Origin of the sequence: Granulicella sp. S156 (assembly GCF_009766105.1) — a bacterium.
Lineage (GTDB): Bacteria > Acidobacteriota > Terriglobia > Terriglobales > Acidobacteriaceae > Granulicella.
Genome location: NZ_LMUH01000005.1, coordinates 242,566 through 264,986, shown reverse-complemented (window position 1 = coordinate 264,986; position 22,421 = coordinate 242,566). Strand labels below are relative to the sequence as shown.

18 protein-coding genes and 1 other RNA gene are annotated in these 22,421 nt (G+C 59.9%); 12 read left to right on the top strand and 7 right to left on the bottom strand.

Annotation, left to right across the window (positions count from 1 at the left end; genetic code table 11):
• Positions 1 to 18: 18 nt before the first annotated feature.
• On the bottom strand, positions 19 to 1,161 hold the full coding sequence (locus GSQ91_RS03320) for an endo-1,4-beta-xylanase (RefSeq protein WP_158819832.1): 1,143 nt from the start codon (positions 1,159 to 1,161) through the stop codon (positions 19 to 21).
• An 80-nt stretch (positions 1,162 to 1,241) separates the two neighbouring features.
• On the opposite strand from GSQ91_RS03320, the gene rnpB reads away from it, so the two are divergent.
• The 4 genes from rnpB (at position 1,242) to GSQ91_RS03300 (ending at position 6,177) form a co-directional block, all read left to right on the top strand.
• An RNA gene (gene rnpB, locus GSQ91_RS03315) (RNase P RNA component class A) lies at positions 1,242 to 1,717 on the top strand.
• 388 nt (positions 1,718 to 2,105) lie between these two features.
• On the top strand, positions 2,106 to 4,145 hold the full coding sequence (locus GSQ91_RS03310) for a hypothetical protein (protein WP_158819831.1): 2,040 nt from the start codon (positions 2,106 to 2,108) through the stop codon (positions 4,143 to 4,145).
• 137 nt (positions 4,146 to 4,282) lie between these two features.
• The gene (locus tag GSQ91_RS03305) at positions 4,283 to 5,032 is read left to right on the top strand and encodes a glycoside hydrolase family 75 protein (RefSeq protein ID WP_158819830.1); all 750 of its coding nucleotides are present in this window, start codon (positions 4,283 to 4,285) and stop codon (positions 5,030 to 5,032) included.
• Between the two features lie 98 nt (positions 5,033 to 5,130).
• Complete coding sequence (locus GSQ91_RS03300) at positions 5,131 to 6,177, top strand: aldo/keto reductase (protein WP_158819829.1); 1,047 nt, start codon at positions 5,131 to 5,133, stop codon at positions 6,175 to 6,177.
• A gap of 85 nt (positions 6,178 to 6,262) precedes the next feature.
• Here GSQ91_RS03300 and GSQ91_RS03295 read toward each other — a convergent pair whose 3' ends face one another.
• Together GSQ91_RS03295 and GSQ91_RS03290 are read right to left on the bottom strand one after the other, a co-directional pair.
• Positions 6,263 to 7,930 (bottom strand): DHA2 family efflux MFS transporter permease subunit, encoded by a 1,668-nt coding sequence (locus GSQ91_RS03295; RefSeq protein ID WP_158819828.1) that lies wholly within the window; start codon positions 7,928 to 7,930, stop codon positions 6,263 to 6,265.
• 40 nt (positions 7,931 to 7,970) lie between these two features.
• On the bottom strand, positions 7,971 to 8,591 hold the full coding sequence (locus tag GSQ91_RS03290; protein WP_158819827.1) for an HAD family phosphatase: 621 nt from the start codon (positions 8,589 to 8,591) through the stop codon (positions 7,971 to 7,973).
• Positions 8,592 to 8,700: 109 nt separating this feature from the next.
• Here GSQ91_RS03290 and GSQ91_RS03285 point away from each other — a divergent pair, with 109 nt between their 5' ends.
• The 7 genes from GSQ91_RS03285 (at position 8,701) to GSQ91_RS03255 (ending at position 16,821) form a co-directional block, all read left to right on the top strand.
• Positions 8,701 to 9,507, top strand: a complete 807-nt coding sequence (locus GSQ91_RS03285; protein WP_158819826.1) for a zinc ribbon domain-containing protein — start codon at positions 8,701 to 8,703, stop codon at positions 9,505 to 9,507.
• Positions 9,504 to 10,076 (top strand): 5'-3'-deoxyribonucleotidase, encoded by a 573-nt coding sequence (locus GSQ91_RS03280; RefSeq protein WP_158819825.1) that lies wholly within the window; start codon positions 9,504 to 9,506, stop codon positions 10,074 to 10,076. The genes GSQ91_RS03285 and GSQ91_RS03280 overlap by 4 nt, the downstream gene beginning before the upstream one ends.
• A gap of 181 nt (positions 10,077 to 10,257) precedes the next feature.
• The gene (locus GSQ91_RS03275) at positions 10,258 to 11,556 is read left to right on the top strand and encodes a fibronectin type III domain-containing protein (RefSeq protein ID WP_158819824.1); all 1,299 of its coding nucleotides are present in this window, start codon (positions 10,258 to 10,260) and stop codon (positions 11,554 to 11,556) included.
• 544 nt (positions 11,557 to 12,100) lie between these two features.
• Positions 12,101 to 13,114, top strand: a complete 1,014-nt coding sequence (locus GSQ91_RS03270) for an aldo/keto reductase (RefSeq protein ID WP_305794267.1) — start codon at positions 12,101 to 12,103, stop codon at positions 13,112 to 13,114.
• Positions 13,115 to 13,513: 399 nt separating this feature from the next.
• A complete protein-coding gene (locus GSQ91_RS03265; protein WP_158819823.1) occupies positions 13,514 to 14,440 on the top strand; it encodes a dioxygenase in 927 nt (308 codons plus the stop codon).
• 36 nt (positions 14,441 to 14,476) lie between these two features.
• Positions 14,477 to 15,472, top strand: a complete 996-nt coding sequence (locus GSQ91_RS03260) for an SDR family oxidoreductase (protein ID WP_158819822.1) — start codon at positions 14,477 to 14,479, stop codon at positions 15,470 to 15,472.
• Positions 15,469 to 16,821, top strand: a complete 1,353-nt coding sequence (locus GSQ91_RS03255; protein ID WP_158819821.1) for a nucleotide sugar dehydrogenase — start codon at positions 15,469 to 15,471, stop codon at positions 16,819 to 16,821. Before GSQ91_RS03260 ends, GSQ91_RS03255 begins: the two co-directional genes overlap by 4 nt.
• On the opposite strand, the gene GSQ91_RS03250 is transcribed toward GSQ91_RS03255, so the two are convergent.
• From GSQ91_RS03250 to GSQ91_RS03235, 4 genes are all read right to left on the bottom strand, one after another.
• Positions 16,818 to 17,291 carry a DUF6036 family nucleotidyltransferase gene (locus GSQ91_RS03250; RefSeq protein WP_254064340.1) on the bottom strand — a complete coding sequence of 158 codons (474 nt, stop codon included), beginning with the start codon at positions 17,289 to 17,291 and terminating at the stop codon, positions 16,818 to 16,820. The genes GSQ91_RS03255 and GSQ91_RS03250 overlap by 4 nt on opposite strands.
• A gap of 190 nt (positions 17,292 to 17,481) precedes the next feature.
• Positions 17,482 to 18,696 carry an NAD(P)/FAD-dependent oxidoreductase gene (locus GSQ91_RS03245; RefSeq protein WP_158819820.1) on the bottom strand — a complete coding sequence of 405 codons (1,215 nt, stop codon included), beginning with the start codon at positions 18,694 to 18,696 and terminating at the stop codon, positions 17,482 to 17,484.
• Positions 18,697 to 18,724: 28 nt separating this feature from the next.
• Positions 18,725 to 20,416: an NAD-dependent malic enzyme gene (locus GSQ91_RS03240; protein WP_158819819.1), complete on the bottom strand. Its 1,692-nt coding sequence runs from the start codon at positions 20,414 to 20,416 to the stop codon at positions 18,725 to 18,727.
• 36 nt (positions 20,417 to 20,452) lie between these two features.
• On the bottom strand, positions 20,453 to 21,811 hold the full coding sequence (locus GSQ91_RS03235) for a DUF2252 domain-containing protein (RefSeq protein WP_158819818.1): 1,359 nt from the start codon (positions 21,809 to 21,811) through the stop codon (positions 20,453 to 20,455).
• A 72-nt stretch (positions 21,812 to 21,883) separates the two neighbouring features.
• On the opposite strand from GSQ91_RS03235, the gene GSQ91_RS03230 reads away from it, so the two are divergent.
• Positions 21,884 to 22,369: a heme-degrading domain-containing protein gene (locus tag GSQ91_RS03230; RefSeq protein ID WP_158819817.1), complete on the top strand. Its 486-nt coding sequence runs from the start codon at positions 21,884 to 21,886 to the stop codon at positions 22,367 to 22,369.
• Positions 22,370 to 22,421 lie beyond the last annotated feature (52 nt).

Here is a 22,421-nt window from a genome sequence, read left to right as displayed (position 1 = left end):
CCCTTGTTCAGAGGTTGCTTAGCTCTTTGAGGTGGCCCGCAGAGCCTGAACCATCGCTGCAAACGCCGGTGTCGGCTGCAGATCGGCATCGAAGGGCAGACAGCGCTCAGGCAGTTTGTCGCTGCGTGATTGATCACTGTTCAACCAGGTGTACCGGTCCGTAATGCCCCAGGTAAGAACCGCCTCCAGGGGCGAATGGCCCAGCGCGGTCTGCAGGTACCGGGCATAGGTGTCCGCCACACTTGCATCGCGCGCTGGAATATCGGCAGGCAGATCGTGGTCGTTGACGTCCATCTCGGTCAGCAGGATCTTCAATCCCATCTGGTGTGCCTCTGCGATAAAGGCCTGCAGTCCAGGGCCATAGACATGCTTTGGACCTGCCGAGAGATGCGACTGAATACCTACTCCGTCCAACGGCACACCGCGCTTCTGCATTCCCTTCAGCAATTGCATGACGGCGATGCGCTTCTTCCTCGACCCCTCATCCTCTCCCTCTATCCCATAGTCGTTGTAGACCAGCAGCGCCTTCGGATCGACTCGACGCGTCGTGCGATAGGCGATATCGAGGTAGCCGGGCAATAGCTTTTGCCAAGGTAAGTTGCGCATGCCATCGGGGAGACCATCTTCCAGGTTAATCGCCTCATTCACGACATCCCAGCTATGAATTTTGCCGGCATAGCGCCCAGCAACATGCTCGATGTGCTCCACAAGCACCTGCTCGGCATTGGCCTTCGTTACGTAGCCCTCAAACCACTGTGGCAGTTCGCGACACCAGACGAAGTTGTGTCCGCGTACCTTCATCTTGTTGGCTTCGGCAAACTGCACCAGGTAGTCGGCGTCGTCGAAGAAGTACGTAGTGGGCGAAGGGCGCAGCCGCGCGAACTTCATCGCGTTCTCTTCGACGAGGATACCGGCCTGCTCACGCACCAACGCGGCATACTCCGGAGTATCGCGCAGGAGGCGCACCTTCACCGCACACCCCACGAGAATGCCATGCGCAACCCCCGCGGCACGCAGGGTAGCAGCAGGGTGGCCGGGATGTTCGGGCTCACTTGCAGACTGGCTGGCGTGAAGAGGTTGGGCGGAGTCTGGGATTCCCATAGCCGCAAGCGCACTGAGAGCGGAAGCGTGAGTGAGGAACTGTCTACGCGTAGTCGTCATTCTGCCTACTTGACACCGAAACTATTAGGTGCGACCACTCTCCTGCGGGCAAGGCGCACAACGCGTACACTGAAGGGAGTGCAGGCGGCCGGATGATCGCTGCCTCCCGCGGCTTGCCGTCGGGAGGGGGAGGAAAGTCCGAACTCCGCAGGGCAGTGTGCCGGATAACGTCCGGGACCCATGCGTCAAGGTATGGGGACGGCCAGTGCAACAGAAAGCAAACCGCCTCAGACTGTTGAGCGGGCTTCGCAAGAGGCACGTTCATGCAAGCGGCCTGCGGTAAGGGTGAAAGGGTGGGGTAAGAGCCCACCGCGTTCGCAGTAATGCGAACGGCACGGTAAACCCCACACGGAGCAAGACCAAATAGGCAGGGAGACCGCCGACCCTCTTCAGTCGGCAGTCGCGCAACGGCCCGTTGCGCCCAGGTTGAAGGGCAAGAGCATGCGCAAGCATGCTGACCGGAACCTGCGGGTAGGTTGCTGGAGCGCCGCAGTAATGCGTCGCCTAGAGGAATGATCGTCTAAAACAAAATTCGGCTTACGGGCCGCCTGCACACTGTTTCACCTAACCACTTCTCGATACGGGTCACAAGGTTGGCGCGGAGTTCCATGTCGATGGACTGCCTCGCACGTTTGTCTTCGATCGCGCGGGTAAGCTGGCTGCGCAGTCGATGGACATGCGCACCCAGCGGCAGTTTTTGGGCATGCTGGCCCAGGCAGGACTCAAGTCATAGATCAGTTTCAGAGTGGCTGCAATCATGCAGTGTTTGGTTTTCTTGCGACAAACCACGCAAGCGGCTTTCGCTTCGATCTACAGCTATAGAAAAGCCGCTTGAGCCGAATTGCTCAGTAGAACATTCCCTTTGCACGGCGCGGACATTCGCTAACCAGGCTCATGGAAATTCATGGCTACAGCTGCCGAATATAGCGTAAAATCGCCGAATCATGCCTTCTCTTCGCACTTTTTCTACGCCCAGACTCGCTTTGGCCCTCCCCGCCTCCTTTTGTCTGGCCGCTGTGCTGAGCGGCTGCGGAAGCGGAGTTGTTACGACCTCCAGCACAGGCACGCTGGGTATCCAGGGCATAGTTCGTGGCGGTCAGCAGCCCGTCTCATCCGCCTCCATCTTCCTTTACAGTGCGGGCAAAACCGGCAACGGTTCTGCTGCGACCTCGATGTTGAACAATCCGGTCACCACCGACAGCACGGGTTCTTTCACCATCGCCGGCGATTACGCTTGCAGCTCCAGCACCGACCAGGTGTACCTGGTGGCGACCGGCGGAAACCCCGGCCTGGGCGGCAGCATAAGTAATGCTGCAATCGTCATGATGACGGCGCTGGGCAACTGCGGCAATCTCAGCACCACACCTTTCGTCACGATCAACGAAGTGACCACCGCAGCCGCAGCCTGGGCGCTGGCGCCGTTCATGACGTCTTATGCCAATGTCGGCGCGAGCGCAACGAACACGCTGGGCATCACGAATGCCTTTCTGGACGCGCAACTGCTCGCCAGTTCCAGCAAGGGCACAGCCGCCACGCTGGCGGCAAATCTGATTACCGAAAGCAGTAAGCTCTATACGTTGGCCGATGCGATCGCCACCTGCGTCAACTCGGATGGCGGATCCAGCTGCACGCCGCTCTTTACTGCCGCCACCCCAAGCGGCGTAACGGCGCCTACCGACACTCTCGGCGCCCTGCTGAACATCGTGAAACATCCCGGCCAGAATGTAGCCGCGATCTATACGGTCGTTCAGTCGACGCCGCCATTCTCGCCAACCCTGTCCAAAGCACCGAATGACTGGACCATGTCGCTGACCATCCAAGGCGGGGCGCTAAACCCGAGTTCAGGCATCATCAACATGAGCGATCCCAATTATGCCCTGGCCGGAGGCTTGTATTATCCGGAACGGATCGATATCGATGCCAATGGATATGTGTGGGTTGGCAACAACGGTTCCGGCACCAATAGCGGCGATAGCTCCGTCAGTGAATTTACTCCACAGGGTGAGGCGATAAGTCCCAAAATAGGCTACGGCTACACCGGCCTGAACGAGCTCTTTGCATTGGTCATCGATTCCACTGGCAATATCTGGGTTACCAACCAGCAGGGCAACAACGTAAACAACAACAACAATGCCGACGGAAGCATCACAGGATTTCTCGGATCCAACTCGGCGACACCGGGCAGTCCCATCACGAACACGAATCCCGCCACCGGGGGGTATGGTTCTCTTTACTTCTTCGACGCCTCCACGGTTTCTGGAACCTATTTCCCTTCGTATCTCTCCGCCAATAACAGCGGCCAGATATTCGTCGGCAACCAGGATGCCGACTACGCATCAGTCTTCACCACCTCTACTGGCGCCATTAGTGCTCTAGGAATCGGTGACACTAGTTTCCCCCAGGCGATTGCCGCAGACTCATCCGGCGGTGTCTGGCTCGGCAATAGCGATCCTGACACGACAATTTCACACGTCGCCGCTGATGGCACCTCCTTCCGGCCAACATGCTGCTCTGGTCCGTATGCCCTGGCTACTGACTCCTCAGGCAATGTATGGGCTGAAAATTACGATAACAACACGATCAGCGAGGTCTCCCCCACCGGCGCCGTGCTGGTCAACCAACTCGCGATTAGTGGCGTGCAGCCATCGAACGGTCTTTCGATCGACGCAGGCCAGAATCTCTGGATCGCCAACTATCACTCGGCAACAACCACTGTGGGAGCGTCCTTCACGGGCATCTCTACCAGTAGCCTGACAGCTCTTTCACCTGCCCCGAGCGGATGCACAACCACCAGCGGCGACACTACCTGCACCACCCCCGGCGGTTTTGGAGTAGATGCCGGGATGGTATCGCCGGTCGCCACCATCCCCGATCGGAGCGGCAACGTGTGGATTACGAGCAAGGACACGAACGGTGTTGTGATGTTCATCGGACTCGCCGTACCCACGGCCACCCCGATGATGCCTACGCCGACAGCACCCTAAACCCCGCAACTGCACCTGGTTTCTGGCACAGGGCGATTCCGTGAAGGCAAGAGCGTGGCTTCGGCCACGCTCTTCCTGTTTGTGACGCCATACATTGAACCGCACACGCTATCATTCTGTTAGGTGTTGGTTGCCTTATGCCCTTGTCGAATCATTGGCGCATGTTTTTCTTCGTCATGTTCCTTGCGGGCTCGGTCGCATGGGGCCTGCGGGCGCAGCCAACTGCTTCAAAGACCTCTCCAGCCTTCGAGATACGGACGCGTCGGATGGACGTAGACGTAGACGGCGCACCCACCGCTTACGGTCCGCCCAACAAACGGACTCTCGACTATCTTCGGAATGCCCACTACCGCGGGCAACCGGGCGCGGAGATCGTCGGCTACCTTACTGACGACAACCATCCGCACGTTCCCGTCGTGCAAGGCCCTCACGATCCCGCACCGGGCTACTACATCTCGCAAACCGCCTATACCGATCGTGCACGCACCAATGAGCGCGATCCTCTGCGCTACATCGATGCCACACGAATCAACTATGTCGTGCTGGGCAACGAAGCCACGCACAGAGGCGCTCGGTTGGGCGACTTCGTTGCGGTGTACTCACGGCGCACCGGACACAGCGTGTTCGGGATCGTCGGCGACGATGGCAACCCCAGCGGCAATGAGGGTTCGCTGCACCTTTTGCAATCTTTGGGCTATCCCTTTCACGATGGCAAGAGAAGCTCCGTCGAGCGCAGTGAAGTCGTCATCCGCTTCTTTCCGCACTCCAACCCACAACATCAGTTCTTTCGCACACAAGATGCTTTGGATAAGGCCGCGATGGGGATCGGCCTGAATCGCGACTTCTCTTCACTGGCCGCATCGAACAATCAAGTAACGGTGCATTGAGCAACGGTACTGCCTCATCAAGTCTCCGTTTTCAATTCTTGAGACCTGACAACCTACAACCCCAAACGTTATCCATTTCCTAATCACTGGAGTCTCACATGGAATACCGCTCGCTTGGCCGCTCCGGCCTCAAAGTCCCCGAACTCTGCTTCGGCACTGGCACCTTTGGCGCCGGCAATGAGTTTTTCAAAGCCTGGGGCGACACCTCGCAGGACGACGCCCGCAAATTGATCGACATCTGCATGGAGGCCGGTCTCAACTTCTTCGATACCGCCGATGTTTACTCCGACGGCGCCAGCGAGACGATCCTGGGCAAGGCAATAGCGCACCTCAAGCGTGAGGACGTGCTGATCTCCACCAAGACGACCTTCCGCTTCGGCAAAGGGCCGAACGATGTGGGCAGCTCGCGCTATCACTTGATTCAGGCCCTCGAAGGCTCGCTAAAGCGCCTCAACACCGACTACATCGACGTCTATCATTTGCATGCCTTCGACGCGACTACACCGGTCGAGGAGACGCTGAACACGCTGGACAAGATGGTGCGCGAAGGCAAGGTGCGCTATATCGCCTGCTCAAATTTTTCAGGTTGGCACCTGATGAAGTCGCTCTCTGTCAGCGAGCGCTATGGCTGGGCGAAATATGTAGGCCATCAGGTCTATTACTCACTGATTGGCCGCGACTACGAGTGGGAGCTGATGCCGCTCGCCGCCGATCAGGGTGTCGGCGCGCTGGTGTGGTCGCCGCTCGGATGGGGAAGGCTTACCGGAAAGATTCGCCGCGGACAGCCGTTACCGGAGACTTCGCGTCTGCACAAGGCCTCCGCAGGTGGTCCTACGATGTCCGACGAGTATCTCTATAAGGTTGTCGATGCTCTCGACGAGGTCGCGAAGGAGACTGGCAAGACTGTTCCGCAGATAGCCTTGAACTGGCTGCTGCGCCGGCCTACCGTTTCGACAGTGGTGATTGGTGCGCGCGACGAGAAGCAGCTTCGCGCGAACCTTGAGAGTGTGGGCTGGAAGCTGACATCCGAACAGGTGGCCAAGCTCGACGCCGCCAGTGCCGTGAACCCCGCGTATCCCTACTGGCACCAGGTACAGTTCGAGGAGCGCAACCCGTTCCCTGTACCGCAGACTTACGGGCAATAACGCGCGCACAAACGACAAAGGACGGCGCTGATGCGCCGTCCTTTGTCGTTGCTTTTACTTCTATGCTTCCTGAGTTTCTGAAGCTCTAATGTCCCGCGTTCGCTGCTGCATTCTTTGCTGGCCGCGGAATCAGGAAGAGCAGTGGAAGCATGCAGGCGCAGAAGACCGCGAGGTCGCGAATGATGTCCACGTAGGCCAGATTCGCCGCTTGCGCATGAAGCTGGTTGTAGATATACGCCTGGGCCTGATGCATCGCGCCAAGTGATGGACCGCCGCCCACCGGTCCCGTGCCATTGCCAGCCTTGAAGTTTCCGGCCATGGCCTTTACCTGCGAGTTGAAACCCGGATTGCCGGTGGTCAGGTTGCGCACCATCGAGTTCTCGTGCGCGGCGGTGCGGCGCGTGAGCATCGTTGCCATGAACGCCGTACCGCACGAGCCACCGATATTACGTGCGAGGTTGGTCAGGCCTGAGACATCGTTGCTCTCGCTCTGCTTTACTCCGACGTACGCGATCGTGTTGATCGGAATAAACAGGAACGCGAGCCCTGAAGCCTGGAACATACGCATGATGACGAGCTGGCTGTAACTCAACTGCAAGTTCAGGTTCGTCATGTAGATGAGCGACAGCGTCAGCATGGTGAAGCCATAGGCGATGAGCTTTCGGGGGTCTATCTTCCCGGATAAGAAGCCCACCACGGGCATCATTGCCATCATCATGAAACCCGCAGGAGACAGTACTTTTCCTGCAAGCTCCGCGGTATAGCCCATCAACGTTTGAACGAACTGAGGAATCAGGATCGTTGTGCCGTAGAGCGAGAAACCGAGCACGAACATCAGCACAAAGCTGACGGCGAACTGGCGTCGAGTGAAGAGCGTCAGGTTCAGGATGGGGCGATGGCCATCGCGCAGCTGCTTGAGCTCCCACCAGATCATCACGATGAACGCAACCACCATCGCCACACAGAAGAACACGATGAGATGCGAGGAGAACCAATCGTCTTCCTGTCCCTTATCGAGGATGAACTCCAAGGACCCGAAGGTGAGGCCCAGAAGGCCGAAGCCCAGGAAGTCGAGCTTCAGGCCGCCCTTTTTCGACTCCTTGACCTGCTTCTCGACCCAGGGTGGATCTTCGACGATACGCGAGGTCAAGAACAGTGACAGCAGGCAGATCGGAATGTTGAGATAAAAGATCCAGCGCCAGTCGAAGTTGTCTGTGATGTAGCCGCCGAGCGTGGGCCCGATGGCCGGTGCGACGACGACCGCCAGGCCGTACATCGCGAAGGCTTGCCCGCGTTTTTCAGGGGGGAAGGTGTCGGCGAGGATTGCCTGTTCACTGGGTGCGAGGCCGCCGCCGCCAATGCCCTGCAGAATCCGGAAGAAGACCAGCAGCGGAAGGGTTGGCGCCACACCGCACAGGGCGGACGAGATGCCGAACAGCGCCACGCAGATCATGTAGAACTTTTTGCGGCCGATGAAGGTCGTCATGTACGCGCCGGCTGGCAAAATGACAGCGTTTGCAACAAGATAGGCCGTTAATACCCAGGTCGCTTCATCCTGGGTAGCGCCCAGGCCGCCCGCGATGTGGGGCAGAGCGACGTTGGCGATCGAGCTATCGAGCACCTCCATGAACGTCGCGAGGGTTACGGTCATCGCGACGATCCACGGATTGATGCGCGGCCGCCAGGGCACAGCCGCTGGGGGCGCGATAGAGGTTTGGCCTGAGGGAATTTCGACTGCGGTTGCGGCTGCCATAGAAGTAGTTATTTCAGATTCCACGAAGCAGCCCGGCGATTCAGGAATTCGCCGTAATTTCCTCCAGTGCAACCCGCTCCCAGGGCTGAAGAATCTTTACTGAGGCCATTCCAGCGGCCGTCGCGGACTGGATGCCCATCTCCGTATCCTCAAATACCAGGCAGTCTTCCGGAGCCACGCCAAGCCGCTTTGCCGCGGTGAGGAACGGCTCGGGGTCAGGTTTGCTGCGCTTATAGTCGCCGGCACAGACCAATGTTTCGAACCGGTCGAGTATCTTCAGCGCCACCAGGGAGGCCGTTACCGAATCGCGCGTGCTTCCCGAGACCACCGCAAACGGGATTTGCCCGTAGCTGGCCTCGATGTGCTCCAGCACCTCGGGAACGGCTTTGAGCTGCGGGAGAATCTCATAGTAGAGATTCTCTTTGCGGTGCAGGATATCGTCCACCGGCATCTTCAGCCCTTGCTGCTCGTTGAGCGTGGCGATGATCTCTGCGGCGGGCATGCCGCCCCAGGCATAGAAGATATCTTCAGGGAACTTGCAGCCCCATTCCGCGAGGACCTGGTTCCAGGCGACGTAGTGGAGAGGCATTGAATCGACGATCGTGCCGTCGCAGTCGAACAGGTAGGCCTTGAAGGGGCCGTCGGGCAGCTTCAGCTTCATATCTATTAGTTTATCGGATCGACTATCGGGCTCCTCCTACCCGGCAGATACTTCCTCCCGCAACGTGCTAGCCTTTTCCCTTGGGCTGAAATCGCTCGAAAGGAGCACGATGAACGCCAACCTCGAGCATCTCGTCGTTCTCCAGGCGCAAGATCTGGAACTGAAACGCCTTCGCGGAGAACTCGCTGAAGCGCCGCGCCGCGTGGCCATCGCCGAAGCTGCTCGCGGCAAGGCTGAGTTTTCACTCGCCGCCGCAAAACAAGCACTCACCAAAGAAGAAGTCCTGCGCCGTTCGCAGGAGTCCGACGTGGCCGACAAGCGAGGCAAGATCGCGCGCCTGCGCAAGCAGATGGACTCCGCTACCAGCGCCACGCAGATCAACGCGCTCGAACATGAGATCAAGTTCTCGGAAGAGTCGATCAGCAAACTCGAAGACGAAGAGCTTGCGTCCATGGAGCGGACGGAACGCTTCGAAACCGAGAAAGCCGTAGCAACGGATGCGCTGGAGAAGACTACTGCTGCACTCGAAGCCGAGCGTGCCCGCGCTGCCGAAGTTACGCAGCGTAACAACGCAGCTATTAAGGGCATCGAGACGGAGCGTGCGGCACTGCGCGCCCAGATCGCCGCGACCGATGCGGGAGAGCGCGCGCTGAGCACGTATGACCGCGTCTCGAAGGCTAAGGGCACGGGGCTGTCCGAAGCGGTCGACCATAAGTGCTCGGCCTGCCAGATGATGGTGCGCCCGCAGCGCTGGAATGACCTCACCGGCCGCGAACATGACCACGAGATCTTTACCTGCGAGACCTGCGGCCGCATGCTCTTCTGGGATCCGCGACGCGATGCTCCCGGCAGCTGGGCTGCGGGAGAGCGATTGGCGACGGCCACGCATCCAAAGCCTCTGGAGCCGCACGCATGACCTCGCTGCACGCGCATTCGCAACAGACCCTCGGAACTGAACGCAAGATTATCTGTGTCGATATGGATGAGGTCATCGCCGACGCGCTGGGTGAGCACCTGATGCGCTACAACCGCGACTTCAGCGAGCATCTTACGCCCGCCGACCTGCATGGCCGCTGGCTCTGGGACTACGTACCCGCCGACCGCCTGCAGGCTCTCGACGAGTACATGCGCACGGACGACTTCTTCGGCGTGCTGGGCGTGATGCCGCATGCGCAGCGTGTGCTCGAACGGCTGCAGGAGCGCTACGACATCTTCATCGCGACCGCTGCGATGGAGGTGCCGAGCAGCTTCAATGCCAAGTTCCGCTGGCTGGCAGAGCACTTCTCCTTTATTCCGACATCGCACATTGTGTTCTGCGGCAACAAGAGCATCCTCCGCGCCGACTATCTGATCGACGATAACCCCCGGCAGTTGCGGCTCTTCCGCGGCGAAGGCATCCTGTTCAGTTCTCCCGCCAATGCTTATGTCACCGGCTTTCGCCGGGTTAATGACTGGCTGGATGTAGAGAAGATGTTTCTCGGGTAGTTATCATCCTCAAATTCGTAAGCCCGTACTATTTTGCTGAAGTGTTGGAGAATGCCGTAAAGCGCGCGAAACGGCGTGGCGGTTTCGGCCGTTCGAATATCGCACTGACTTGGGTTCCGATGGCCGCGAGCAGATGCTCCATCGTCGGCAAGCGATCCTATACGTGCAGAGATTCCGGGACATGCGGCGCGATGCTAGCCTCAATGTCATGGTGTTGAATCGCAGATGCCCTGTACTTGTGCTCCCGATGCTGGCTCTTGCCGGTTTGGGGATGGTGGGGTGTGCTAATCCTGGGCCTCCGAAGCCTCCTTCGTTGAAGTTGCCGGGGTTTGTGACGGACCTTGCCGCTACGCGTCGCGGGACTACGGTTGAGCTGCGGTTTACCATGCCACAGCGGACTACCGATAAGCTTCCCCTCAAGGCCGCCAATGTGAAAGCTGGGTTTTGCAGAGCTCTCGATAAAGGAGATTGTGTTGCCGTTGCTGAGCTGCCGGAGCAGAGCTTTGCTCGCGTCGCCAATGCGCAGACAGGACAGCCGACTCTGGTCGTGGTGCATGATGCGCTGCCTGCGGCACTGGCCTCCGGTGCGGCTCATGTATTGGGCTATCGGGTGCAGTTATTCAGCGATACCGGTCGCACGGCTGGGTTCGCGGAGCCAGCGTATGCTGCCAGCGGGGCGGAGCCCTCGCCCGTGGAAGAGTTGCACGCCCAGGGGTCGAGGCTGGGAGTGGTGTTGAGCTGGAAGCCGACCACGAATCCGGACGCCGGCAATGTTGTACTGCGCCGGGAAGACATCTCTCCAAATCCAAAGACGCCCGCGCATGCGGCTCATCATGTGATGCCAGCTTCGACTGCCGGAGCTTCGCCAAGTAAGCCAGCAACGGCGCACCACGGCAGTTCGGCTGCTGTGCCAAAAACACCGAAGGCCGCGAAGGCCAGTGAAGACAACGAGCCGAATGTGGTGTGGCTCACCACCGCTCCGCAGCCTGATCCGCTGGCAGGGGATTCGGCGGTTGCCGATTCGGTTCAGCCTGCTCGCGACGGCATTACCATGGACGAGTCCGCGCTCGTCGACGAGCCGTATCGCTATACGGCCGAGCGGCGCCGGAGCATTACCCTTGGCGGGCGAACGCTGGAGCTGCGCAGCGAGGTTTCCGCTCCGATTGAGTTCACGCTGCACGATGTCTATCCGCCGCCTGCGCCTACTGACCTGAGTGCCGCGAGCTTTGATAACCCGAAGCCGGCGATCGATCTTATCTGGCAGCCAGTCGATGATCCTCGCCTTGCGGGGTATAACGTCTATCGCGACGGCGGAGATGGGAATAAGGCTCGGCTGAATACGGCACCTGTGGCGTTGCCTGCGTTCCACGATGACACTGTGACGGTTGGCCAAAGGTATCGGTACAGCGTTACTGCCGTGGATGCCAAAGGGAATGAGAGTGTGCCAGTGGTGACAACGATTGATCCGAACGCGCAGTAGGTGAGTGCCGATGGGTATGCTGTCTCGCCTTAACCGAGGAAGGCAATTCAGTCGTTGCGCCTGCTGGCTCCACTCTGCCTGCGGCAGCGAGGTGCGGGCCTTTGGCCCGGCCGTTATTGGCATGGCTGAAAGCCATGCCCTTCCGGTCCTTGCCTCGCTGGGATCTATGTGAGCGCGAACGAAGAGCTTGGCGACACTGATGCATTCGTGCCACCGCTAAATGCGGGGGTCCTTCAGCTACGCTTCAGGATGACGACGAAAAACAAACGGCGACAAAACCTTTTCACATCTGGCGATTGTGGATTTAGTCAGGCTCTTAGAGAGAGCCCAGAAAGCCCGTTGCTGAATTGGGCGTTTTCGTTAAATGGGTAAGCCGCCGTTTGCGCTTCCATCAAAGGGGGCCCGTGAGTCTTACAACAACTCGTATACGCAAACAGCGGCTCCATTATCTAAGACGCAAACCGCCGCAAAAGGTTTGTTCGGTCTCATTTTTTGGATTTGGGGATTTTGGAACCTCGGGCCTGGGTCGGGCGTCCAATTGCCCATGAGCGATTCTGCAAACTCCACAATGTCCTACTTGAGACTTGGATCCACCGGCGTCCGGGTCTCGCCGCTGTGTCTTGGCATGATGACCTACGGCTCCAAAAAATGGCGCGAGTGGGTGCTGGAAGAGGATGAGTCGCGGCCACTGGTGCGCCGCGCTGTCGAAGCCGGCATCAATTTTTTCGATACCGCCGACATGTACTCGCGCGGGGAGAGCGAAGTGGTTACCGGCAAGCTGCTGCGCGAGTTCCAGCCGCGCCGCGAAGAGTTGGTGATCGCCACCAAGGTCTTCAACCCGATGAGCGACGGGCCCAATGACCGCGGGCTCTCGCGCAAACACATTATGGCTTCGATCGACGCGAGCCTGAAACGCCTGGGCGTGGATTATGTTGACGTGTATCAGATTCATCGCTTCGATCCGCAGACGTCGATCGAGGAGACCTGTGAGGCGCTTAGCGATGTGGTCAAAGCGGGCAAGGCGTTGTATCTCGGCGCATCGAGCATGTATGCGTGGCAGTTTCTCAAGATGCTGAACTTTCAACGCGAGAAGGGGCTGGCACGATTCGTCACCATGCAGAACCACTACAACCTGGTGTATCGCGAGGAAGAGCGCGAGATGATTCCGCTGTGCCTCGACCAGCAGGTGGGCTGCATTCCGTGGAGCCCGCTGGCGCGCGGCTTTCTGACGGGTTCGCGCAAACGCGGAGATGGCAAGAGCGAGACCACCCGCGCCCGTACCGACGACTTCGCGCATGGCATGTACTATCGCGACTCGGACTTCGACATTGTGGATCGCGTGACCGAAATCGCAGCGCAGCGCGAGGTGAAGCCCGCGCAGGTGGCGCTGGCGTGGATTCTCTCCAAGCCTGCGGTCAGTGCTCCGATCGTCGGCGCGAGCAAACCGTATCAGTTGGAGGATGCGATTGGCGCGCTGTCGCTGAAGCTTACGGAAGACGAGATCCAGCGGCTTGAAGCGCCGTATGAGCCGCATCCGATTCTTGGGCATAGCTATTGAGGGGTAGAGGCGTTCTTATAGGTCTTTAGCGCTCTTTGCATCATGAGACCTGCAGATTGCTTGCACGGGCATCAGTGCCTGCGCGGACAAACTGCAGGTCTTGACGCAAAGCGCGCCACAAACATTTGCATCGCGCTCTGCAACATGCAGGTCTCTCCACTACGGCGGCAAAAAGCGCCGCCTCCGGTCGAGATGACAGATTTGGGGTAGATCGAGATCAAAAATTTGAGGTAAGCCGAGATGACAGATTTCAGGTAGGTCCTGATGGAAAAGATATGGCACGTCGACCTTGCAGCTATTCAATAAGACAATTTATTCCATATTCGGATTTTTGCTGAACCACCGATACCGGCTTTTCGCGTCAAAGACAGGAAGTCAGCCATCTTCCGGAGTGAGTCTATGCGCACGTTCCAAACCATCAGCCGACGGCGATTCCTTACCACCACCGCTACGCTCGCATCCACGCTGCAACTGCAACGTGCTGCTCATGCGCTCGGACTCATCCCTCAGGCCGATGTCTGCAAACTCGCCGCCGAGCAGGAGGTGGGGCCCTACTACGTAGCCGATGAGCTCCTGCGCTCCAATGTTATCGAAGACAGGCATGGCATACCGTTATCGCTGCGGCTCGCGGTGCTGGATGCACGCACCTGCAAACCGCTTACGCACGCCGCTGTGGACATGTGGCACTGCGATGCGCTTGGCCTCTACGCTGGCTTTACCAAACAGAATCCGATGGGGCCGGGAGGAATGGGAGGTCCAGAGGGACCGGGAGGACCACCGCCCGACTTCGATCCGCAACATCAGGGTTTCGACACTTCGCATTCCGGTAATCGCCCCGGACCGCCCGGAGGCTTCGGGCCGCCACCGGAGAATCATCCTACCGACAAGCTGACCTTTCTGCGCGGCATCCAGATCACCGGCGCGGATGGAGCCGTGAGTTTTCAAACCATCTTCCCGGGCTTCTATATGGGGCGCACCAATCATGTCCACTTCAAAGTGCGCCTGGGCGGTCACGCAGCCGGGCACACCTATGCCGAGGGGCACACTTCGCACGTTGGTCAGGTCTTCTTTCCAGAAGACGTGGCCATCGACCTGATGAAGCATGAGCCTTATACCCGACACGCCATCCATCGGACGACGCAGAAAGAAGATGGGATCTTCAACGGCCAGCATGGCGATCGCTCCCTGGCGACGCTGCGTTTCGTCGATGCGACGCGTCCTGAAGCAGGCCTGAACGCCGAACTGATCGTGGCCGTGGATCCCAGCGCGACACCCGCTCCCATACAGCGCGCCGGAGGGCCGCCGCCTCCGCAAAACGGAGAATGATGATCCACATAGGGCGCGCGCGATAAACTAGTTTTCTTGGCTACTTATCTCATCACCGGTATCGCGGGTTTCATTGGTTCGCATCTTGCGCAGGCGCTCGTCGAGCGCGGGCACCATGTGCGTGGCATCGACAACTTTTCTACAGGGCGGCGCGAAAACCTCGCGCACATCGCCGAGAAGGTCGACCTGCTCACCGTCGATCTCGTGAATGCCGACACCGTAGCCCGCGCCTGCGTTGGCGTCGACGGCATTTTGCACCAGGCTGCGCTGCCCAGTGTGCCACGCAGTGTGAAGGACCCTCGGCCGAGCCACAACTCCAATCTCGACGGCACGTTCAACCTGTTGGAAGGCGCGCGCGCCGCAGGGATCAAGCGTGTGGTCTATGCAGCGTCGAGTTCGGCCTATGGCAACCAGCCGGGCTTTCCGCGTGTTGAGACCATGATGCCGCAGCCCATCGCACCGTATCCCGTGCAGAAGCTTGCCGGCGAGCTCTACATGCAGAGCTACGCGCGCGTATACGGCATGGAGACGGTCTGCCTGCGCTACTTCAACATCTTCGGCCCGCGCCAGACGCCCGATTCGCCCTACTCCGGCGTCATTGCGAAGTTCTGCCTGCAGATGCTGCGCCGAAGCCGCACAAAAGACGAACAGCCTACGATCCAGGGCGATGGAGAGCAGGGCCGTGACTTTACCTATATCGCGAACGCGGTGAGCGCCAACCTGCTCGCGCTGGAGGCGCCCGCGGAGAATATCTCGGGACGGGTCTTCAACGTCGCGTGCGGCGAGCGCCATACGCTGAACGAGACCTATCGCATTCTCGCCGGGCTTACCGGCTATAAGAAGCCGCCGCTTTATACCGAGTCTCGCGCCGGCGATATTCGCGACTCGCTCGCGGACATCACAGCCGCACGTGAGGCCTTCGGCTATGAGCCACTGGTCAGCTTCGAGGAAGGACTTGCACAGACCGTCGCGTGGTATCGCGAACAGTTCGCACCCGCGCGGGGTGTGAGCACGTCCAATTCACCAGCATGAACTCGACCCATACTCTCTCCTCCTGGCTCGCTCGCCTCGATGCCCGTGAAACACACATCGCCATTATCGGTCTCGGCTATGTCGGGCTGCCGCTCGCGCTGCTCTTTTCGGAAGAATGCTTTCGTGTGACCGGCTTCGATATCGATGCAGAGAAGGTAGCCACGCTCAACGATGGCCGGTCGTATATCCACCGCATCGAGCCGGAACATATTGCCGGCGCAAGAGCCGCAGGCTTTCGCGCGACTACAGATTTTTCCGAACTGCACGAGTGCGACGCCATTCTTATCTGCGTGCCCACACCGCTGCACCCTGACCATACTCCGGACATGAGCTTCGTCACCAGCACGGTGGAGGCGCTGGCGCCGCACACGCATGCGGGTCAACTCCTTGTGCTCGAAAGCACGACGTATCCCGGCACGACCGATGAGCTCATCGTGCCGACGCTCGAGCGGCTCGGGCGCAACAATCTGCGGGTTCTGCGCAACGGCGATGGTCACGATACGCTCGAGGGCTTGATGGTTGCTTTTTCGCCGGAGCGCGAAGATCCCGGCAACCTGACGACACCACGCCGTGAGATTCCCAAGGTGATTGGCGGCGTCGACACACGCGCCACGCAGGCTGCGGTCGCGCTCTACGGCACCATCTTCAACCGTACGGTTGCGATGTCGTCACCCTCTGCCGCAGAGATGACGAAGCTGCTCGAGAACATCTATCGCTGCGTGAACATTGCGCTGGTGAATGAGCTCAAGCAGCTCTGCCTGGCGATGGGCATCGATATCTGGGAGGTCATCGACGCAGCCTCCACGAAGCCCTTTGGGTTTCAGGCGTTCTATCCCGGACCGGGCATCGGAGGCCACTGCATTCCGGTCGATCCGTTCTATCTGAGCTGGCGCGCCAAACAGTTCAACCAGCCAACGCGTTTTATCGAGCTCGCCGGTGAAGTGAACGAGGCGATGCCTGGGTTCGTCGTCCATACCGTAGAGCGAGCGCTGGAGCGCGAAGGCAAGAGTCTTGCCGAAGCGAAGGTGCTGCTGCTGGGTATCGCCTACAAGCGCGATGTCGACGACCTGCGCGAGTCGCCGGCGCTTACCATCTTCGATCTGCTGGAGCGCGCCGGGGCTAGTGTGTCCTACAACGATCCGTTCTTTCCCGAGGTAGGCGTGGGGCGCAAATATGCGCTCAAGCGGCAGTCTACGGCGCTGGAGCGCGTAGGGGACTTCGACTGCGTGCTGCTGGTCACGGACCACTCGGCGTATGACTATGCGGCGCTGGTTGAGGCCAGCAAGATATTCGTGGATACGCGCAATGCTACGCGGGGGATAGCTTCGGGGAAGATTGTTCGCTGCTAAGGCAGCAACTTGGATGTCGAAGCAGCTTCGCGAATCGCCTCGACATCCAAAAGATCCCTCGGACGACCAGATTCTAGCTTGTTTTTGAGCAAGTCTTCACGTGAGATCACATGTACTGGTATATCGCCGTCTATTACAGTCTCAATGCGGTTCTGCCAAGCTTCATCGAAGATGACCCCATCGATGGCATGAAGAATATCTATTCGGATGGGAGCTACACCTATCTGAAAGCCTGTCTGGGCGCGGGCATTGAAATCTTCAGCGGTCATGCCCGCCAACGGTGCACCATAAATGATCAAAGCGCGATAGACGGCACTACTGTTCTCCACATCAGTCTTGATCCAAAGGTCGAGGTCTTTGGTCGCGCGTGGTTCAGTGTGAACTGAAACAGCATATCCACCAACAATAAGATACTTAGCTTTCTCGGCGTTCAAGGCGAATAAGATGTCGCGGAAGTCCTTGTACATCATGGGCAGGTCCTTTCAGACTATAGGCGACGATGCTAAGTTCCGACGTAGCACTGAGGCGTTCCCCGACAGGCACACTCTGCCAATAGCGGTAGGTCTCCGCCTGTTGTTCCTTGGGGTCCACGTTCCAACGAATTGTCTTATCCATGACGTTTGCACCCAATACTCATTTTATCAGCTAGACCTACCTGAACTACACCGCTTGGCCTGCCGATACAGCACTCGCCCAGGCCCACTGAAAGTTGTATCCGCCCAGCCAGCCGGTCACATCTACGACCTCGCCGATGAAGTATAGACCGGGTACACGGCGGCTCTCCATGGTGCGGGCGTCGAGTTCGGCAGTGTCGATGCCGCCCGCTGTTACTTCGGCTTTCGCAAAGCCTTCTGTGCCTGCTGGAGTGAGCGTCCAAGCGTGCAGGGCGGCTTCCATGCGGGCGATTCCTGCGTTCGTCCAATCGAGTGTGAGTTGCGCTGCGACCCAGCGCTCGGCCATGCGCGCTGGAAGTATGGCGCGCAAAGCAGCAACAAGGTTCGCTGCATCGCGCCGCGCATTTTTTTCGAGCAACGCCGCGAGCACTTCACGACCGGGTGCAAGATCGAAGCACACCTGTTCGCCGGGCTTCCAGTAGGAAGACACCTGCAACACCGCTGGTCCACTCACGCCGCGATGCGTGATGAGCAGCTTTTCGCGAAACTCCGGCGCAACTTTCCGGCGCGTCTTGCCTGTGGTCTCTGCGCGTGCCACCACCTCAAACGAGACTCCGGAGAGATCGCACCAGCGCTCGCGATCTTCAGGGGCAAACACCAGTGGAACCAGGGCTGCGCGCGGTTCTATGAGCGCATGTCCGAACTGCTGTGCGAGTTCGTAGCCAAAGCTCGTCGCACCCATCTTCGGGATCGACAAGCCGCCTGTGGCCACAACTACCGACTCGGCTGCAAAGTCTCCTGCGCTGGTTTCGACGACAAACTTCGATGCCACCGCTGCAGCGTTTTCTTGCCGTGCCTTAATAACTTTTACGCCGCATCGAGTCTCGACACCGGCGTCGCCGCACTCGCGTTCGAGCAAGGCTACGATGCGCTGTGCAGAGTCGTCGCAGAACAGCTGCCCGAGTGTCTTCTCGTGATAGCGGATGCCGTGCTTCTCCACCAGCGCGATCATGTCCGCCGGCGTAAACCGTGCCAGTGCCGACTTCGCAAAATGTGGGTTCGCACTGAGAAAGTTCTCCGCGCGGGTGTGGAGGTTGGTGAAGTTGCAGCGGCCACCGCCAGAAATGAGGATCTTGCGGCCCACGCGCTCGCCGTGATCGAGCAGCAGCACGCGACGGCCGCGACGGCCCGCTTCGAAGGCGCACATCATTCCCGCCGCGCCCGCGCCGAGCACGATGACGTCGTAACGATGTGCGTTCATTGGCCCCCGCAGGACATGCCGTGTGCGATCACTTGCGCCGCCTGTAGGGTAGATAGACCGGTTCCCACACATTGGCACGCAAGGCCTCTTCGAAGGCGTCGCCGCGCACTGCGGCAAGGCCTTCTGCAGCGGCTTGACGTCCCACAGCCAGCGCCACGCCGACGGAGACTTCGCGCAACTGCTCAAGCGGCGGCAGCAGCGCGCCGTTCGGGTCCTTTGCTGTTGGAGACATCACGGCCAATGCCTGTGCAGCGGCCATGATCATGGAGTCGCTCACACGCTTTGCGCGCGCACTCAGGATGCCCAGCGCGAGCCCGGGAAAGATGTACGAGTTGTTGGTCTGCGCGATGCGATGCTGAGTACCCGCATACTCGACCGAGCCAAATGGGCTTCCGGTGCCGATGATGGCGCGGCCTTCGGTCCACTGCAATAGATCGGCTGGATGCGCTTCGCTGCGGCTGGTGGGGTTCGACAGAGGGAAGATCACCGGGCGAGAGACGCCGCGAGCCATTGCGCGGACGACCTCTTCCGTGAAGGCGCCAGGCTGGCCGGAGACGCCGATCAGCACCGTTGGCTTCGCGCGCTCCATCACCTCCAACAAACCGATGCCATTTTCTCCGCGCTGCCAATCGGCTACCGCTCCCCTTGTCTGTGCAAAAGGAGCCTGCTCTGCGCGAAGGCCGTCCATGCCTTCCACCAGTAACCCATCTTTATCGACAGCGTAGAAACGGCTGTGGGCTTCGCGCTCACTCAGCCCTGCCTGCATGAGCGCGCTGCAGAGCAGCCCGGCGATCCCGCGCCCTGCAGAGCCAAAGCCCAGTACGGCGAAGCGCTGCTCCTGCAAAGGCACGCCGGTTACGTTGACTGCTGCGAGCACGGTCGCTGTCGCGACGGCGGCTGTGCCCTGGATGTCGTCGTTGAAGCTCGGCAAGGCATCTCGATAGCGGTCCAGAAGCCGCCCGGCGTTGTGGCCGGCGAAGTCCTCCCACTGCAGTAGTACGTGCGGCCAGCGCTTCTTCACCACACGCACGAAGCGGTCAACGAACTGGTCGTACTCTTTGCCGCGCACGCGTTCGTTCTTCCAGCCGAGATACAGCGGGTCGGCGATGCGCTCGGCGTTGTCGGTGCCTACGTCGAGAAATACCGGCAGGCAGCTCAGCGGATGAACGCCCGCGAGTGCGGTGTACAGCGCGAGCTTGCCGATGGGAATGCCCATGCCGCCCGCGCCCTGATCGCCGAGCCCCAGGATGCGCTCGCCGTCCGACACGACGATGCAACGCACGCCGTCGTAGCGTGGGTGGCCGAGGATGGTCTCGATGCGGTCGCGGTTGGGGTAGCTCAGAAACACGCCGCGCGGCTTGCGCCAGATCTCGGAGAAACGCTGGCAGCCTTCGCCGACGGCCGGTGTGTAGACGACCGGCAGCATCTCCTCGACGTTGCGGGTGATGAGCGCATAGAAGAGCGTCTCGTTCACATCCTGCAGATCGCGCATGAAGGTGTAACGGGCGAAGTCGTCGGAGAGCGCGTGAAACGCCTTCATGCGCCGGGCCACCTGCTGGTCCAAGTCGCCGACCTGCGGAGGCAGCAGGCCGTGCAGCGAAAACAGATCGCGCTCGGCCTCGGTGAAGGCCGTGCCTTTGTTGAAGATCGGCGTACTCAGCAGACCGAGACCGGTGAGCGAGGTCTCGACAAAATCGGGTGTTGCGCGCGGCGGTGCCATCTTCGTGATTCTATCGAACCGGCACCGCAGAACCGCTTACTTCGGCTTCTTGAAGCTCTTCTTCAGCAGATCCCAGTCGTGCTCGGTCTTGTCCGCATAGGTGTGCGCAAAGGCGAGGATCGCGCGGTCGAAGCGGTCGGAGTTGCCGATATAGGCCGAGATCGCGACCGGGTCTCCCGCCCGCGCGTGCCCGCGTGCGAGCAGTTCGCCACAGAGATCGGCGTAGCCCAGCAGGCCCGCAGGGTCCAGAGTCTCGAGATCGAGCGATGCCTTGTGGTCGTTCAACTGACGTACCAGGTAGTCGCGGCCCTCAATGGTCGTATAGCCGAGAAACGGGTCGGAGGTAAGCTGCATGGCGCGCTGGCCGTCGACCACGCGATGCCCCTGGTGCGTGTGGCCCGAGGCGTCCTCAGGCAAGTAGGGCGCGTATGCGGAGAGAGCCTCTTCCTTGATCTGCAGAAATAGCGGGTCCGAGGACTCCGGACGGCTCCAGCCTTCGAAGTACACACAGTAGTCACGCAGGCCCACCGAACCGGTACCGACGACCTTGAAGGCGACATCGATCGGGTTGTACTGTGCGAGAAAGTGGCGGCGCTCCGGCTGCAACGTGCGGACGTAAGGGCCCAGCGACGCGAGCACGGTCTGTGCTTCTTTAGGCCCGAGCCGTTCGAGCAGCGGAGGCTCGGATCGAAAGCGTCGTGCTGGGGAGGGTAAAGGCTGAGCGTTTTTTTTAGCCGACCGCGGGATGGCGGACCCCGGCTCGGTCAGCTTGGTCAGAATCTTTTGCGGCGTGGAGCGCTCCGCCGTCGCCATGATCGCCGGGATGGGATCGATGTGCGCGAGGCGGTGGATCTGATAGCGCGCAAGCTCCAGCACGGGCATCACGGCAAACTCGCTCATCGAGCTGCGATAGCGGGCCGTGAAGGTGGCCACAGCCTCCTGGCGAGCGGCGCGGCGGATGCCGGCCTCGCGGCCTGCGAGGATCAGGCTGGTGGCCAGCCGCTTGACGTCCCACTCGAACGGTCCGTGGATCGTCTCATCAAAGTCGTTGATATCGAAGACGAGGCGGCCATCGAAGCCCGCATAGGCACCGAGGTTGTTAACGTGGGCGTCGCCGCAGAGCTGCGTAGTGATGCCGGTGTTGGGGTGGGAGGCGAGATCGGCGGCCATGATTGGCACAGCTCCACGAAAGAAGCCGAAGGCCGAGGCGACCATGCGTTCGTACTTGAGCTGCACCAGCCGCGTAACGCGGCCGCGCATGGAGTCGCGCAGCAGATTGAGCGGAGCTTTTGGGCAAGCTGAGATCTCAAAGTTCGCGTGCGCGCTGCGGGCAAGCTGCTTGCGGGCGCGCACGCCTAGAGCGTGGCGATCGGCATGGGTAAGCGGGGTAGACATAGGAATCTCGCATAGGCTCCCTTTGTGCGGTCGAGGAGCATGAACGATGATAGTGGATGGAGAGTGCAGCCGATGAGCGTAATCGAAGATATTGCAGTGATCGAGGAACAGGAGAAGGCATTGCGCTTTGCCGCCTTCGACGCCGATACGGCCTGGCAACTGGGCGGCATCCTGCGGTCGAAGCTGCTCGAACGGGGTGCCGGCGGAACAGTGGAGATCGAACTGGCCGGGCAGGTGTTGTTCGCGGGCAGTACGGTTGGAGCAACGCCGGGGCAGGCTGACTGGATTCGCCGCAAGCGCAATACGGTGCGGCGATTCGCGCGCAGTTCCTATGCCATTGGCCGTGCGCTCGAACGCGACGGCGAAACGCTACATGCGCGGCATGGGCTGGAGCTTAAAGACTATGCCGCGCACGGCGGCGGATTTCCCATCTTTGTCGTTGGTGTGGGATGTATTGGGAGCGTGATTGTCTCCGGCTTGCCGCAGCGCGATGATCATGCGCTGGTGGTCTCCGCGCTCGCGCAGGTGTTGGGAATTACGGTTGCGCAGCTGGAGTAGTCACAGTTTCTTCTAGATTTGCCTCTATATACGTCATCTCGCAGCTCTCCAA